Annotated in this window: 15 protein-coding genes; 4 read left to right on the top strand and 11 right to left on the bottom strand. The window is 54.5% G+C overall.

The features are described 5' to 3' along the window. Nucleotides 1-2 precede the first annotated feature (2 nt). Nucleotides 3-794, top strand: a complete 792-nt coding sequence (locus Y5S_RS05085; protein WP_035231002.1) for a patatin-like phospholipase family protein — start codon at nt 3-5, stop codon at nt 792-794. 50 nt (nt 795-844) lie between these two features. Here the strand turns inward: Y5S_RS05085 and Y5S_RS05080 are convergent, their stop codons facing one another. From Y5S_RS05080 to Y5S_RS05070, 3 genes are all read right to left on the bottom strand, one after another. Further along, nucleotides 845-1948 carry a ferritin-like domain-containing protein gene (locus Y5S_RS05080; RefSeq protein WP_035231001.1) on the bottom strand — a complete coding sequence of 368 codons (1104 nt, stop codon included), beginning with the start codon at nt 1946-1948 and terminating at the stop codon, nt 845-847. Nucleotides 1949-2196: 248 nt separating this feature from the next. Beyond that, nucleotides 2197-2652, bottom strand: coding sequence for a PaaI family thioesterase (locus Y5S_RS05075; protein WP_035231000.1), 456 nt, complete (start codon nt 2650-2652; stop codon nt 2197-2199). Next, nucleotides 2649-3119, bottom strand: coding sequence for a PaaI family thioesterase (locus Y5S_RS05070; RefSeq protein WP_065130265.1), 471 nt, complete (start codon nt 3117-3119; stop codon nt 2649-2651). Before Y5S_RS05070 ends, Y5S_RS05075 begins: the two co-directional genes overlap by 4 nt. Nucleotides 3120-3331: 212 nt before the next feature. On the opposite strand from Y5S_RS05070, the gene Y5S_RS05065 reads away from it, so the two are divergent. After that, a complete protein-coding gene (locus Y5S_RS05065; protein WP_035230999.1) occupies nt 3332-4456 on the top strand; it encodes an alpha/beta fold hydrolase in 1125 nt (374 codons plus the stop codon). Nucleotides 4457-4510: 54 nt separating this feature from the next. Here the strand turns inward: Y5S_RS05065 and Y5S_RS05060 are convergent, their stop codons facing one another. From Y5S_RS05060 to Y5S_RS05040, 5 genes are all read right to left on the bottom strand, one after another. Then, on the bottom strand, nt 4511-5275 hold the full coding sequence (locus tag Y5S_RS05060; RefSeq protein WP_231552630.1) for a hypothetical protein: 765 nt from the start codon (nt 5273-5275) through the stop codon (nt 4511-4513). A gap of 80 nt (nt 5276-5355) precedes the next feature. Beyond that, the gene (locus Y5S_RS05055; protein WP_035230997.1) at nt 5356-6150 is read right to left on the bottom strand and encodes a hypothetical protein; all 795 of its coding nucleotides are present in this window, start codon (nt 6148-6150) and stop codon (nt 5356-5358) included. Nucleotides 6151-6296: 146 nt separating this feature from the next. Then, the gene (locus Y5S_RS05050) at nt 6297-6875 is read right to left on the bottom strand and encodes a DUF805 domain-containing protein (protein ID WP_035230996.1); all 579 of its coding nucleotides are present in this window, start codon (nt 6873-6875) and stop codon (nt 6297-6299) included. Next, on the bottom strand, nt 6862-7212 hold the full coding sequence (locus Y5S_RS19830; RefSeq protein WP_231552629.1) for a YkvA family protein: 351 nt from the start codon (nt 7210-7212) through the stop codon (nt 6862-6864). The genes Y5S_RS05050 and Y5S_RS19830 overlap by 14 nt, the downstream gene beginning before the upstream one ends. Before the next feature lie 49 nt (nt 7213-7261). Further along, nucleotides 7262-8041 carry a ParA family protein gene (locus Y5S_RS05040; protein WP_035230994.1) on the bottom strand — a complete coding sequence of 260 codons (780 nt, stop codon included), beginning with the start codon at nt 8039-8041 and terminating at the stop codon, nt 7262-7264. A gap of 399 nt (nt 8042-8440) precedes the next feature. On the opposite strand from Y5S_RS05040, the gene Y5S_RS05035 reads away from it, so the two are divergent. Beyond that, a complete protein-coding gene (locus Y5S_RS05035) occupies nt 8441-9787 on the top strand; it encodes a cytochrome P450 (protein ID WP_035230993.1) in 1347 nt (448 codons plus the stop codon). A gap of 142 nt (nt 9788-9929) precedes the next feature. On the opposite strand, the gene gorA is transcribed toward Y5S_RS05035, so the two are convergent. Continuing rightward, complete coding sequence (gorA, locus tag Y5S_RS05030) at nt 9930-11294, bottom strand: glutathione-disulfide reductase (RefSeq protein ID WP_035230992.1); 1365 nt, start codon at nt 11292-11294, stop codon at nt 9930-9932. Nucleotides 11295-11532: 238 nt separating this feature from the next. Continuing rightward, a complete protein-coding gene (locus tag Y5S_RS05025; RefSeq protein ID WP_081939672.1) occupies nt 11533-13209 on the bottom strand; it encodes an FMN-binding glutamate synthase family protein in 1677 nt (558 codons plus the stop codon). Between the two features lie 221 nt (nt 13210-13430). On the opposite strand from Y5S_RS05025, the gene Y5S_RS05020 reads away from it, so the two are divergent. Continuing rightward, complete coding sequence (locus Y5S_RS05020) at nt 13431-14069, top strand: transglycosylase SLT domain-containing protein (protein ID WP_035230991.1); 639 nt, start codon at nt 13431-13433, stop codon at nt 14067-14069. A gap of 361 nt (nt 14070-14430) precedes the next feature. Here Y5S_RS05020 and Y5S_RS05015 read toward each other — a convergent pair whose 3' ends face one another. Next, a complete protein-coding gene (locus Y5S_RS05015) occupies nt 14431-14727 on the bottom strand; it encodes a Rieske (2Fe-2S) protein (protein WP_035230990.1) in 297 nt (98 codons plus the stop codon). Between the last annotated feature and the right edge of the window lie 136 nt (nt 14728-14863).

Here is a 14863-nt window from a genome sequence, read left to right as displayed (position 1 = left end):
TTGTGTCACAGCCTGGCCCACTTCTGGCGGACTGGCTTTCCTGCCGCCCTTTTACGCTGGGCATGTCGTCCGGCTTTTTCGGTTTCTTCGCCCATTTCGGGGTGGTCAAAGCCCTTCATGAGCATGATATTGCTCCAGCCAGTTACACGGGCTCCAGTGCGGGTGCACTGGTCGGGGCTTGTGTCGCGGCTGGCTGCGAGCTAAACACGCTGGAACAGCAGCTGCTATCCCTTAACAAGTCCGATTTCTGGGATCCTGCGCCAGGCCTTGGTTTGCTGGCAGGCCATCACTTTCGCCGTCTGCTCAGGGGCCTGCTCCCTGTAACCGATCTTGCCGACTGCCGACTGCCAGTTGCCGTTTCTGCCTGGCATGGTCGTTCACGCCGGACTCGGGTGTTGAGAAACGGTGATGCAGTGGAAGCCATCTATGCCTCCTGCGCTGTGCCAGGTCTCTTCCAGCCGGCCAACATCGAAGGTCAGAACTACTGGGACGGAGGCATAGCGGATCGTCATGGGCTGGCCAGTACCTGGCCGGGCGAGCGGGTACTGTATCACCACCTGCAGTCCCGTTCCCCATGGCGAAGGCGACAAAGTTCAGCACTGATCCCGCCATTACGTCCCAATCTGGTGACACTAACCATCGATGGAGTGCCTCGTAGCGGGCCCAACAAACTGGATCAGGGATATCAGGCATTGTCGAAGGCATACCACAGCACACGGCTGGCCCTGGCTCAGCCCGTCACTTTGGGCGGTGTGCACGTATTTTCCAATGACGGCGAGCGCCCGGCAGCCTGACTATCAAGGCCAACCAGGCACCATCAAGTTGAGATCAGCCAACTGACCTCTTATTCATAAAGTGGCCGGGACAACTCGGCCCAATCCACCTCGCCGTCATCAACCAGATTTTCAAACTGCAGCAAACCAAGAGATTCAAAACGAGGTCGAACAGAGTCCGTCAGTAATCCGATACGTTTGAGATTCGGCATGATGCGGGTGAACAGCAGATTACGGAACTGGCCCATAATTGCGGAAGACAACACCTGCTCCCTGGCCGCTTCCACGTCCCAGCCAAAGTGCTCGAAGACTTCCGTGCTGATCAAGCGTTCGCGCATGACCACGCAAGCCTCGTAGGCAAAATGCGCACGATCTTCTCTTTCCTCATCAGAAAGACTCTTAACAAAGTCCTCCAAGTAGTTGACGCCAAAGGTTACATGGCGTGCCTCATCACGAATCACCAGATGTATTAGCTGCTTGAGGAGGGGGTCTTTCGCTGTCATTTTGAGCGTGTTGAAAGCGGCAAGCGCCAACCCTTCAATGATGATCTGCATACCAATGAACTTCAGATCCCAGCGTGGATCAGACAGGATCTTGTCGAGCAAGGTCTTCAGGTTTGGGTTGACTGGATACAGGATTCCCACTTTTTCCTGTAGATAGCGGGTAAATGCCTCAACATGGCGTGCTTCATCAAACGTCTGGCTGGCCGCATAAAGTTTGGCATCATAAGTGGGTGCACAGCTCGCAAGCTGGGAAGCAACCAACAAGGCACCCTGCTCGCCATGCATGAACTGGGCGAGCATCCAGGCCAGGTTATGCCAGCCAAAACGGAGCTTTTCATCCTCGCTAAGCGCTTCAAACGGCTCCCAGCCATTAAATGGATTGAAAGCCTCGTCCAGAGGCAGATTACTGCGAGCAAAGCTCTGGCTCCAATCCAGGTCCATGTCCGCATTCCAGTTCAGCTCCTTACCCAGTTTGTAGAGCTTGCGGATACGGCCATCCGCGGATGCATAGTCCCAGTTATAGTGCCCCGTGAGCGGCGTCTGAAAAATCTCGACCACATCTTCAACATGCTGAGGCGATAATTTGTCTTCGATATCTTCAGCGCCGGGACCATCCCAGTTGTCGTAGAAACTGATGTGTGTTGGCGGGGTGGTGACTCGGGTTATTTTCATGCAGGCACCTTTTCGCATTGTTGTGGGTATGACTCCACGCTAACCCCGAGAGAGGCCTTAGGGAATGGGTTTGTGTGACATTCCATCACACCAATGGCGCGAAATCACAATGCAGGATGTGGCGCGAAACCGGCGTCCCTCAAGGACACGATGAGAGGCTGGTGCGACTATAATGAAGGGAGCGAGCTGGCAATGCACCGACAAAGGTATTGCGCCGCAAGCGTTGCAATACCTTCATGTGGCAGAGCTCAACTATCGTTGGCATCCTCAGAGAGTAGGAAGTGAGCACGGGCAATGGTGATCGGCTCCTGGCGGTTCTTCTGCCAAGCACTGATGTGCACGTTAGCAATACGACGCCCCAGCCTGGTGACACTGCATTCCGCATAAGTGTCACGGAAATGGCCCGCTCGCAGGTAATCGATGGTGAAGTCGATAGTCTTTGGTACCCGCGGCTCGCCCATTTGCAGGAGAATAAAGATGATTGCCGCCTGCTCCATGAAACCCGCGACCGCCCCACCATGAAGAGCGGGCAGCGTGGGATTGCCTACCACATTATCATTTTTGGGCAATACGAAGGTCAGCTCATCCCCTTGGGAGATCACCTGAATTCCTAGAAAGCGGGCATAGGGAACATGATCAACCAATGCCTGGTATTCTACCTTGCCACTACGGCAGTCCTCGATCAGGGTTTTGAGTTTATTCATTGCCCTACCACCTTGCCGGCGTTATCAATTTTTAACCGGGTATAGGTTGCCAACCCCGTCGCAATGGGTTCTTCCTCGTTACCCTCCTCCCAGCTAGTCAGCCGGATAAAGGCGACATGATTTGTGAGTCGATAGCAGCTGGCCTCACAAATGACAGCTGCACCAGCCGATGGCCCTCGCAAATGGTCGAGACGAAAATCGATAGTGGGCGTAATCTCAAATGCAGGAAAGGTGCGGCATGTGACAGCCATGCCTCCCGCCTGGTCCATCATCGCGAAGATTGCTCCGCCATGCATAACCCCGGAGTCTGGATTGCCTACCAGATCCTCGCGCCAGGGTAACCGGGTGCGCACACAGTATTCTTCTGCACTAAGCACTTCCATGCCGAGTACTTTTGAGTGCCGAACCGACTCCAGAAAGCGATTGCAGATATCCAGTCGAGTGAATGTGTGGGAGCTATCTGTCACAGCGGCCAATGCCTCCTAAACAGTAAAACGGTAGCTTGTGAGGATTGTTGGTCGCCATTTGCCCTTCGATGAGGGAAATAGTGAGCAACCCGAACGAGAGATTATATACCGGTGTGCCAGGCACAATAACCGGCCTCTTGTTACTTTTTTACCGTGGAATAGTGTTTCCGCTGCTGCCTATTCTGGCCGCAAGCGCCTCAGGGAGAATCGCGTTGGCACCCCCTTCCAGACTCAAGACCGGCCTGCGGGCCGTTGGTCATATCGTTGAGCGTCGCCGCCATCCGCAACGTTTCATTCAGGTGGACAAGGCGCCTTGGGATGAAATCTATCGTGACGGCATTATGGCGGTACGGCACTACAGTCTCCCGCCCGGAGACAGCATTCCACTGAATAACGACCGTGTTGCCGTTGAACGCAAGCGGCACCGTATTCCGCTGTTGCTGATCCCGGCCCTTGGGATTCACTGTTGGACCTATGACCTGATGCCTAACCGCTCCATGGTGCTATACCTCATGGCGCGCGGCTATGATGTGTATCTTGTTGACTGGGGCAAGCCGTCCCAGGACGAACGCGGGCTGGATCTGGATACTTACGTCAACCGCTGGTTGCCAGCTGCTGTCGAGGCAGTCAGAACTCATTCAGAAGCAGAGCAAGTCAATTTGATGGGCTACTGCATGGGCGGGCTGCTCTCGCTGATGTATCTTGGCGGACACCCTGAAAACCCAGTGAGAAGCCTGATCACCATTGCCAGTCCGGTGAATTTTCACAAGAGCGGGCCATTTGGCAAAGCCATGGGACTTGCGGCCATTCCCGCCATGAAGATTCATGACTGGTTCAAGGTTCGCCTGGAGCCGCTGGACGACAAGTTGTTCCACATCCCGGCAGGCCTGCTGGCATTCGGTTTCAAGATGACCAACCCGCCAGGCGTAGTTCAGGCCTATATGGACTTGATTCGTAACCTGGCGGACCGTGAGTACGTGTCCGAGTACATGACCATGGGCCAGTGGTTTAACGAAATGGTGGACTACCCCGGTGCAGTTGTGCGGGAAGTGATTGAAAAGATGATCCTCGCCAATAGCCTGGCCAGGGGGCGAATACGGATTGGGGGGCAATCGGTGGATTTCGCGTCTATCAAACAGGATTTGCTTGCTTTTGCCGGCACAACCGATGGCATTGTCAGCCTGCGCGCTGCGCGAGAAATCATGAAATTGGTAGGTAGCCAAGACAAGCGCTTTGAGGAAGTACCTGGAGGGCATGCGGGTGTGTTTTCAGGCTCCAAAGCCCCATCCCATGCCTGGCGCATCAGTGCCGATTGGTTATCAACACGCTCAGACTGATTCCAACGTACCAACAGAATGCAGGCGAGATGGGCTCTCGCCTGCCCTTCTGTCTTAGCGGCTTTGCACCAGATCCTCTACATGCTCAGCCACCTGAGTGACATAGCGGTAAAACAGGTACGGTACCTTCTTGCTCTCTGCATCATTCATGGTGGGGACCGTGCTACGCACAAATGACCAGCGCTGACTGACAAACGCAAGCACTTCACTGGCAGTAGCGTCATCCTTGTACTTCGTCTTCAGACTGACAAGTGCGTCATCAATCTGCTTGGCCTCTTTGGCAAAATCCATGGGTTCCAGTCCTGTACCGGTAGGCAGACCCGCTGACGGAAACGCAGCCAAGGCAAGATATTCACTGGCAACCCGCTGCATGGCGACCGACAGATCAGCGATATCGAGGTAGGGGGAGCTTGCAGCGTCGGGAGTTTCGTCTGCCAGCGCCACCACCGCCAGGGTGCGGGTATTCATCTCACTCATGGCCGCATAGTCTGCGTACCCCAGTGATGCCAGAGGGTTATCCATGGCCCTGACAGCCAAATCCTGCCAGGCAGCATTCAATGCCTGAGCATTTTTTTCATTGGTCGGGTCGGCCTCAGCCTGCAATGCCGCCGTATCCTTCTCGCCCTCGGTCAGGAGGATACGCAGCGATTCACGATCTTCAGGGTTGTCACCCCGGATCGCCAACAGATGAAACCCCATTCTCGCGCGCCAGGCGTTCGCCTCGATAACAGCCAGATCCGTGGCCTTGATAGCCGCATGACCGCTTGCCGCCAATGCCAGCAAACCGCCGGTCACAGTCATCCATAACGTGTTTCTCACCCGATACCCCTTTTTCTCTCTCAATCAAAAACCCCCGCCAGAAGCGGGGGCGTATCAATCAAACTGCTAATTGGTAATGCTTATTCAACCGGCCCGAAGGTAGGTTTCTCCACTTCGGTCGACGCCAGGCTAATTGCCTGATCCATCGTTTCTACCATCTGCTTGGTATAGCGGTAGACAAGAAACGGCACCGCATTCTCGTAGAACTTGACCATGGACTCGCGAATAAACTGCCACTTGAGGCCAACCTGATTCAGTGCACGGCTCATGGCTTCATCACTGGCATGCTTGGTCTTGGCATTGGCCAGCATGGACTCAAACTGGGGGACTGCATCCTTGAATTCCAGACGACCTTCGTCAGTCCCTGCTGCCATACCACCACTGGGGTCAGCGGCCAGGTTCAGATACTCGGAGGTCATACGTTGCAGAAATGCCGCCATGGCCCGCACGTCGTCGTACTGGCCATCGGTGCCGCCTTCATACAGTTCAATTTTTTCCAGCATCAACGCCGGCACTTCATTCACATCCTGAATAGTGTAGGCATTCGTGTAGCCCTGCTCCGCCATGGTATTGGCACTGGCAGCGGCCTCAAAGATTTTCCATTCGTTGGTCAGCTCACCAACCAGTTTACGCTCCTCTCCACCTTCAGCATCAGACTCCAGGCGCTTGAGAGTCCGGCGCGCACGATCAATGGAGTCATCAAGATCCGCAGCGTAGGTGTCACCACCGGTCATGATCGTCAGCATGTGAAAATCAGAACGAACCTGCCAGAGGCCCAACTCAAATTCTTCCAGATCGGCATTGCTAATGGCTGCCATGCCGCTCATTGGAAAGATGGCGAGGGCCACAAGGCTCCCCAACAAACGCTTTGCCATCAGCTTCTCCCTTTTTTCCGTAAAATTATTCTTCACTTTATTGTTAGCTATTCGTCAATGGCTTCGATGACCAAAGTAATAGGCAAACAGTACCACAAAAAATATCGAAATGAGGAACCCGGCACAGCATTCTTTTGAACTAGTCGTTACCAACGACCCGTCGGCATCTCATAAGGAACACTTTGCATAAACCCTTCAAGCTGTTCAGGGTACTGCCAGGCAACAACCAGTAGCACAGCTGTCACGATCAAGCTCAGCACGTTGAATAGCCAATAGAGCCCACCGGCAAGGATTACCAGTATTCCGGGAGGAGGATTCGGTGTGCCAAAACGATTCACCATGCTGTCACCGTCACCTAAATAGAGATACAACATCACAGCGAGATTCAACACCGGAACCAGGCCCAGCACCGCCCACCAGCCAGACTTTCCCATGTCGTGAAAGCGACGAACCATCAATCCAACCAGATAGACGGTCAGTGCTAGCATGATCACAGCCGCCCCAGCCATTGCCGCCAGCTCAGGGATAAGGCTTCGGGACAGCAGCAGCATCAACAACACCAATAAGCCAGCTATCAGGTAAGATGTCAGTTGGTAGCAAGCAAATCGTAGGCGTCCCAAACGCTGGGTCAGACTCAATGCCGAGAGGGGCTCATAAACAATGGTCCCCCTCCCCTGATAGCCTGGACGCAGACTAGGCGCGTCGTAGTAATCATTCCCCGTCATCACCCTCTCCGGTTTTTTGTTGTAATGCCTTCCAGTCCCGATATTGGCCAATGTCACTCTGACAACGCAGCCATACAGTCGCAAGGACGCCAAGATCATCCAGCAATCCCAGAGCCACGATAGGATCAGGAATAGCATCCAGTGGCATCATGAAGTACACCAGTACACCCGCGATTGACAACAGCGTTGAAGCGGGGAGATTGGGATATCGCCCAGACGCCCAGTCATAGAGCATGCCAGCAAGCAACTTGAGCTGCCCCGCTCCTTCCCCCAGCCTGGAGGCAAACCGTTCAGAGCGTCGGCCAGCCAGCGTCGCCAGCCAACGACTGGCAGACACGGACTGCAGTATCCGCCCCGCCCGGATCAGTGCCTGGCGGCGGAAAGGATTAATGTGACAACTCCCGGAACAACGCGCGGTATTCGTCCGTCAGCTTGTGTCGCGGCTGTAAATTCACCAACGGGGTGGCGCGCTCATGGGATTCACGCATGACGACACTGGAGGACAGCTTGCTCTCCAGAATCGGAAGCCCCTCCTCTTGCAACGACGCAACCAGTTCCTGAGGGAGACGGGCACGTGGCTGGAACTGGTTGACGATGATCCCCTCCACCTTGAGTTCATCGTTGTGGTCCTCACGGGCTTCCTGAATGTTCTCCAGCAGGGTATACAGCGCTTTGCGCGAGAACGCATCACAGTCGAAGGGAATCAGTACCCGGTCTGTGGCGATCAACGCTGACAGGGTGTAGAAATTATACGCAGGCGGCGTATCTACAAAGATGGTATCGAAGTCGCGGGACAAGGTTTTCAGCAGTCCCCGGAGTTTGTAGATCTTGTGCTTGGACTCCAGCATGTGCTCAATTTCCCCCAGCTCACCATCGGAGGGCAGCACATAAAGGTTTTCAAACGGAGTGGCGTGCACGTACTCCCGGGGCTCCTTCTCCTTGAGTCGGAACGACAGGGTCTGGGCAAAGAAAGTGCCGATATTGGGCTTCGGGCCTTCACCGTGGCTGTAGGCATCCATCCCTAACAGGTACTGGCTGGCGTTGCATTGCGGATCCAGATCCACCACCAGCGTCCGGTTACCCTCCGCTGCACTGATGGCCGCCAAATTTACGGTGATACTGGATTTGCCCACGCCCCCTTTTTGGTTAAACACCACACGACGCATTCCTTGTTCTCCTTAAACAGCTCGGATGATGGCCCGGATCTGGCCGCAACAGACCGCGGACGCCCGCTGCACGGGGCAGCGAATAGATGCTGAATCATACACAGCTACCCCGCAGACTCACAGTATTCTCAAATGCCGGAGTTACTCACAGAAGCTGTGGATAACCCGCTTGATAACCTCTTGAGGACTTTCTCCAAGCCTGCACTATCCGCTTCCGGGCAAAACTGCTCAAAAAATCACCCAACCTCTCAAACTGGATTGCTTGAAAACCCAGGGCTGATCATCTCGGGCCGTTTTCAATGATCTGGTAAACATGAAGGGAAAATCTATCCCGCCACTATTGCTCCATTCAATACAGTAGCGCTAATAGTAAACACAGTGTTGATCAGGAGAAAAAAAATGATGCCCCAGCCGTTCAGCAGTGTGCCCGCCAACAGTCACCTTAAAGCCATTCCCGGCGATCGTGGTCTGCCCGTGATCGGCTACACCCTCGCGTTAATGAAGGATCCAATCCGCGTTGCTCGTCAGCGTTACCAACGCTTTGGTCCTATATCCTGGATCGGCGCCTTTGGGCTGCGCATGGTGCAAATGGTGGGGCCGGATGCCAATCAGTTTGTCATGCTGAATCGGGGGGATCTGTTCTCCAACCATGATGGCTGGGACTATTTCATCGGCAAATTTTTCCACCGGGGCATCATGTTGCTGGATTTTGAGGAACACAAATGGCATCGAAAGATCATGCAACAGGCTTTCAATCGGGATGTACTGAAAGGGTATTTGCAACGGATGGGGCCGCATATCGAAGCAGGTATAGAACCTTGGGAAAACAGTCCTGATTTCCATGTCCTCAATGCCGTAAAACAACTCACCCTGGATCTGGCCACAGATGTGTTTATGGGTTACGAACTTGGCCGGGAAGCCGACTCAATTAACAAGGCATTCATCGATACGGTACGGGCAGGTACGGCGCTGGTTCGAGCCAATGTTCCCGGTGGTCGATGGTCCAGGGGGCTCAAGGGGCGCAAGGTGCTTGAAGCTTTTTTCCGCAAGGAGCTCCCGGCAAAGCGGGCCAGCAAGGATTCCGATTTATTCAGTGTGCTATGCCACGCCACCACTGAAGACGGCCACCAGTTTTCTGATGATGATGTGGTAAACCACATGATCTTTCTTATGATGGCGGCACACGACACCTCTACTATCACGCTTTCCACCCTTTTTTACTATCTGGCCAAGCACCCCGAATGGCAGGATCGCCTTCGCGAAGAAAGTCAGGCTCTGAACAAGGTATGCATCGATTATGAAGATCTGGGCAGCCTTGAAGGTATTGGTATGGCCATGAAGGAGGCCCTTAGGCTTTGTGCTCCGGTCCCCTCTATGCCAAGACGCACCGTGCGGGATGTGGAATTCAATGGTTACCTGATTCCCAAAGGCAGTTTCATCACCATCAGCCCGTACTTCACCCATTTCATGGATGAATACTGGCCAAACCCGGAAAAATTTGACCCGGAACGATTCAGCGAAAGCAGGCGGGAAGACAAGGTCCACCCCTATGCATGGGTACCTTTTGGAGGTGGCGCCCATAAATGTATTGGCCTCCACTTTGCCGAAATGCAGGTGAAAGCCATCCTGCATCAGGTACTGCTCAACTATCGCTGGAGCGTCCCAGCTGATTATGTGATGCCGGTAGACCTGACCAGCTTGCCGGTGCCGGGGGATGGGCTGCCGGTAACACTTGAAAGGCTGTGAAAGGCTGTTGCGAGTTTCGAGTTTCGAGTTTCGAGTTTCGAAGATCCAACCCTGAAGAAGTAATGGGGGTTTGCCTTTCGAAACTCGCTTCTCGTCACTCGCTACTAACTTACTCTGTGTGCTCTGGTAAAACCGCTTTTAATCATGCGCGGATAAACTCCCCCTGCCGCATTGTCACCAGCTCTTCAGCTGCAGTCGGATGAATTCCTACGGTGGCGTCAAAGTCTGCTTTGGTTGCGCCCATTTTGATGGCAACAGCGAAGCCCTGGGTGATTTCTGCGGCGTCTTCCCCTGCGATATGCAGACCCAGCACCTTGTCTGTGCTGTCGTCCACAATCAGCTTGATCATGCTGCGAACCTGACGATCGCCCAAGGTGTAACGCATAGGCCGAAAGCTGCTTTTGAAGACACGAATGGCCCCGATTGTGGCCAAAGCCTCTTCTTGGGTCATTCCAACGGTCCCGATATTAGGATGGCTGAATACCGCAGTGGCGATGTTACGGTAATCCAGTGGGCCTGAAGGCTTTGCCTTGCCGAACAGGTGTGCTGCCAGCCACATCCCCTCAGCCAGAGCTACGGGCGTAAGCTGCAATCGATCAATGACATCACCGAGTGCATACACGCCATCGATACTGGTTTGGTAGTGTTCATCCACCTGAATGGCGCCATTCTTGCCCAGTGAAGGTGTTGCATCGGCTGAAAACAGGTTATCCAGATACGGTATCCTGCCCGTTGCATAAAATACGTCATCGAACTCAAGCTGTTCCCCTGAATTCGTGAATACCCGCTTGCGCCCCTCACTTTCTTCAATGCGATCTACGTCAGTGTTGAAACGCAGGTTTATGCCCTGCTCTGCCATCTGCTCGGCGACAAACTCACGAATGTCGCCATCAAAACCACGCAAAAACAAATCGCCGCGATAAATCTGGGTCACCTCACATCCCAGACCGTGGAGGATGCCGGCGAACTCTGTGGCAATGTAGCCTCCACCTACCACAGCTACCTGTTTTGGCAGCTCTTCGAGGTAAAACAGGTCGTCAGAAATCTTCACGTGCTCATTGCCAGGAAACGAAGGAACGAAGGGTTTCCCGCCCACTGCCAGTAAAATTTTATCGGTGGTGAGAATGTTGCCATCAACGGATACCTGCCCTGGCGCCTCAACCCGGCCATGACCTTCAAAAATGGTGACCCCGGCCTGATCGAGAATACGGCGATAAATGCCATTCAGGCGCGCAATTTCCCGGGTTTTATTCTCCCTCAGCGTCGCCCAGTCGAATTTCCAGCCGGCAATGGAATAGCCATAGTCTTCTGCTAGCGCAAACTCATCAGGAAAATGTGCGCCATAGGAGAACAGCTTTTTGGGTACACAACCCACATTGACGCAAGTGCCTCCAAAAAAACGTTTCTCAACGATAGCGACCCGTGCGCCGTGGCCAGCAGCCATTCGCGCCGCTCTGACTCCACCAGAACCGGCACCGATAACCACTAAATCAAATTCGTTTGTCACTGACTGCTCCTTTACTGCATACGCTGATCGACATTGGATGCGGAACACCCGAACTTGTTACGGGCGCACCGTCTGCCAACGGACAACTACTGGCTGTTCACTGGGACGACCAGTCTTGAGGAGCCTCTGAATAACTCCTTGCGTACTCAGCGTGGCCTGAAGCGTGCAGCTGTTGTGTCTTGTCTCGATCGTCAGGGTGGTTCCCTTTCTGAGAGGCAAGGCGCAGCAGATGTGCGCTTCAGGCCGCGCCCTCCGGGTCTTCCAGGCTGGTCCGCACTCGTTGTTGCCGTTCTTTGAAGGTAAGAGGCAACCAGCATGCCTTCAAAAGTGCGCCCCTCTGTACCTTTGCCGAGGGGGCGAACCAGCCTGAAAGACTGAGTATGCAAGGAGTTATTCCGAGGCTCCTTAGATAAATACCTGCTTCAACCGTAGGCCAGAGATGGTCCAGGGGCACGGATTCCCCATTGCTGTTGAGCATTCGCGCATGCTGCCGCTTGAGTTTGCGTGGTTCACTCACTCCACAGGAATGCGCAATGGTTTCCACCTCCTTGACCAGATTGTCATGAAAGTGCGCCACGCGCCGCGCCTTGTCTTCGGGTACCAGCCCACGCTGTAACCGCGGATTATGGGTTGTGACACCGGTTGGGCAAGTGTTTCGATTGCACTGCAGCGCCTGAATACAACCGAGGGCAAACATGTAGCCCCGTGCGGAGACACAAAAATCCGCCCCTACGGCGATGGCCCACGCCACCATGCTGGGATTGATCAGCTTACCGGAAGCAATGATGCGGATGCGATCAGACAAGCCATAACCGTCACGCAAATCCACCACCTGGGGCAGTGATTCCGCCAGATATAACCCCACATCATCCATCAGCGACATTGGCGCAGCACCAGTGCCCCCATCCCCGCTATCTACCGTAATAAAGTCAGGCGCAGACTCCAGGCCCCGCTCATGAATGGCAAGAAACAAATCCTCCAGCCAGCGGGAGTCCCCCAGGACAAACTTGATTCCTGTTGGTTTTCCAGTCACATCCCGAACCTTGTGGATCAGATCAAGCAGAGAATCCGCATCATGAACATCCGGCTGGCCATTCGGGCTAATGGAGGCCTGCCCCGCCGGAATACCGCGAATCGCCGCGATCTCATCGGTCACTTTGCCTGCGGGCAGAATGCCTCCTTTGCCGGGCTTTGCACCCTGACTCAGTTTGATTTCAAACATTTTGACTTGCTGGTGGGCAGCAGCCTGACGCAGCCTTTCATCATCCAGATTGCCTTCCGAGTCCCGAACGCCATAACGGGCAGTGCCTATCTGGAAAACGATGTCACAGCCCCCTTCAAGATGGTAAGGGGACAGACCACCCTCCCCGGTATTCATCCAGCAATTGGCCATGGCGGCCCCCCGCGACAAGGCCTGCACGGCGGGTCGAGATAATGCACCGAAGCTCATGCCAGACACATTGAAAACGCTACGAGCCACATAGGGCTGTTCACAGTGCGGCCCCACCATGATTGGCAAGGTTTCTGCCGCATTTTTGGCCAAGGTGGGATAGGGGCAGTTCATGAAAACGACCCTGCCAGCGCCAATCTGCTTGGTGGAGCCAAACGCCGAGGTATTACTCAAATCCTTCGCCGCCCGATACACCCAGCTGCGTTGCGCACGGTTAAAGGGCAGCTCTTCCCTGTCCATGGCGAAGAAATATTGGCGGAAGAACTCCCCCATATGCTCAAAGAAATAACGGAAACGGCCCACCAGGGGAAAATTGCGGCGGATAGCATGCTTTTTCTGGATGAATCGGTCCTGTATCCAGAGCAATAATCCCACCAGGGTCAGCAACAGGACCAACACCAGAAATCCCAGTTCCAACCAGGCAATAATGGCCCCAAGCCAGGGTTGCAGTGATTCCGGAAACATACCCTCTCCTTGTTTTCACTCGTGCAGGCCTTGGGCCTGACCGAAACAGGTTGTATGATGGCAGACCGTCTGTGCAAAACATAATGCCCTCTTATCGGGCAAATCTCGGCTCTGACCGCAGCACAGACTAGCATTGAGGGGAATCGTCGCCATCCTCCGGCGGCGAAAAGACAGAATAAAAGGCAGGCGCAAGCTGCCACTTATAATTGGGTACGGGAATCATGAACAAGCGCGCTATGCTGGCGCTGTTGGTCAGCGGCATTGTCGGCTTCACAGGCTCTGTGTCTGCAGGCGATATTTATAAATATCGTGCTGCTGACGGCACCATCCTGTTTACCGATCAGCCCCAGGAACGAGTGGGTCGCGACCACACCCTGCTGTCTATCCGCAAAGGCTGGAGCTACACTCCCCGGACTCTCAGCGAGGCAGAGCGGGATCGCTATGATGCGGTGATCTCCCTCGCAGCCACTCGTTACAATGTTGAGCCTGCCCTGATCAAGGCCGTCATTCATGCGGAGTCCCTCTTCGACCCTCTCGCTGTTTCCCGAGTGGGAGCACAAGGGCTGATGCAATTAATGCCTGAAACCGCCAACTACCTCAAAGTCAGCAATCCGTTTGACGCCCGCCAGAATATCCTCGGCGGCACCCAGTTCATCGCCTACCTGAAGGGCAAGTTCAACAAGCTTGACGACATTCTCGCTGCCTATAATGCGGGCGAAGGCAATGTCCGCCGCTACGGCGGCATCCCGCCCTTCAAAGAAACCCAAGCGTACGTTCGCAAGGTCAAGCAACTACAGCAGCGTTACACTGCCCATTTTGTCGCCAGCATGGGCGATGAAAAAGTCTACGCATCCCGGTAATCCCTTTCTTCCGGGTCAGCCCACTTGGTAGTCTGTCTGGCGGATAATCGCGGCGGAACCGCCGCTCCCACAAAAAATGGTTCATCGCGAATTAGCGGGAAAGGCGATATCCAGCCCGACGCCTGACGCAAAACCCGGCTCCAAAGCCAGTACGGTGCATGCACCCTCCCACAAAAGAGAAGGAGCCTCCTGTTTTGTGGGAGCGGCGGTTCCGCCGCGAAAAGATGCGCGAATCACGGCCATACCCGCAGGGCATAAATGTAGCTTCTGTTGCCCGAACCTGAACCCTCCCCATCAGCCAGGACAGGACACAACAACGCCCCGCTTCGGGTCTCACGCGCGCAAAGAGTGATCCAGTGGACTAGGCTTCAACCCCTAACCAGGGGCCGTCATAATCAATCCGATACTGCTCAAGGCGATAGCTGGCGGTGAGACACTGCCCTGTGCGGAGAGAGAACTCCATTCCATGGCCCGGGCAGCGTAGCTGGCTGCCAGAAACAGTGCATCGATCAAGCGGAAAATCAGCGTGAGGACAACGGCGCTGCACCAACCAGGTCTGCCCGTCCTCGTGGATCAGCAATAATTCATCACGCCCTACCCTGACCGGCATACGCAGACCATCATATAGATCCATGGTTCGCACCAGACGATGAAACATATCCCACCCTCGACGCATCATTCATTGTGGCAGCCTGCCAGCGAAGTAAGAATGCCAGAGGCAGGCCGTACAAAGGCCCATAACGTAAAAAGCCCGCTAAGCGGGCTTTTTACTGTGCGATGAAGCACAAGGTCGG

Origin of the sequence: Alcanivorax nanhaiticus, assembly GCF_000756665.1 — a bacterium.
Classification (GTDB): Bacteria; Pseudomonadota; Gammaproteobacteria; order Pseudomonadales; family Alcanivoracaceae; genus Alcanivorax; species Alcanivorax nanhaiticus.
The sequence above is the reverse complement of the archived record's forward strand: the minus strand, read 5'-3'. Positions and strand labels throughout refer to the sequence as shown.

Excerpts from the sequence above, each read along its gene's own strand:
- Y5S_RS05080 (WP_035231001.1), bottom strand. The coding sequence starts at position 1,948 with ATGAAAATAACCCGAGTCACCACCCCGCCAACACACATCAGTTTCTAC.
- Y5S_RS05025 (WP_081939672.1), bottom strand. The coding sequence starts at position 13,209 with ATGTTTCCGGAATCACTGCAACCCTGGCTTGGGGCCATTATTGCCTGG.
- Y5S_RS05050 (WP_035230996.1), bottom strand. The coding sequence starts at position 6,875 with ATGACGGGGAATGATTACTACGACGCGCCTAGTCTGCGTCCAGGCTAT.
- Y5S_RS05015 (WP_035230990.1), bottom strand. The coding sequence starts at position 14,727 with ATGTTTCATCGTCTGGTGCGAACCATGGATCTATATGATGGTCTGCGT.
- Y5S_RS05020 (WP_035230991.1), top strand. The coding sequence starts at position 13,431 with ATGAACAAGCGCGCTATGCTGGCGCTGTTGGTCAGCGGCATTGTCGGC.
- Y5S_RS05040 (WP_035230994.1), bottom strand. The coding sequence starts at position 8,041 with ATGCGTCGTGTGGTGTTTAACCAAAAAGGGGGCGTGGGCAAATCCAGT.
- Y5S_RS05035 (WP_035230993.1), top strand. The coding sequence starts at position 8,441 with ATGATGCCCCAGCCGTTCAGCAGTGTGCCCGCCAACAGTCACCTTAAA.
- Y5S_RS05075 (WP_035231000.1), bottom strand. The coding sequence starts at position 2,652 with ATGAATAAACTCAAAACCCTGATCGAGGACTGCCGTAGTGGCAAGGTA.
- Y5S_RS05055 (WP_035230997.1), bottom strand. The coding sequence starts at position 6,150 with ATGGCAAAGCGTTTGTTGGGGAGCCTTGTGGCCCTCGCCATCTTTCCA.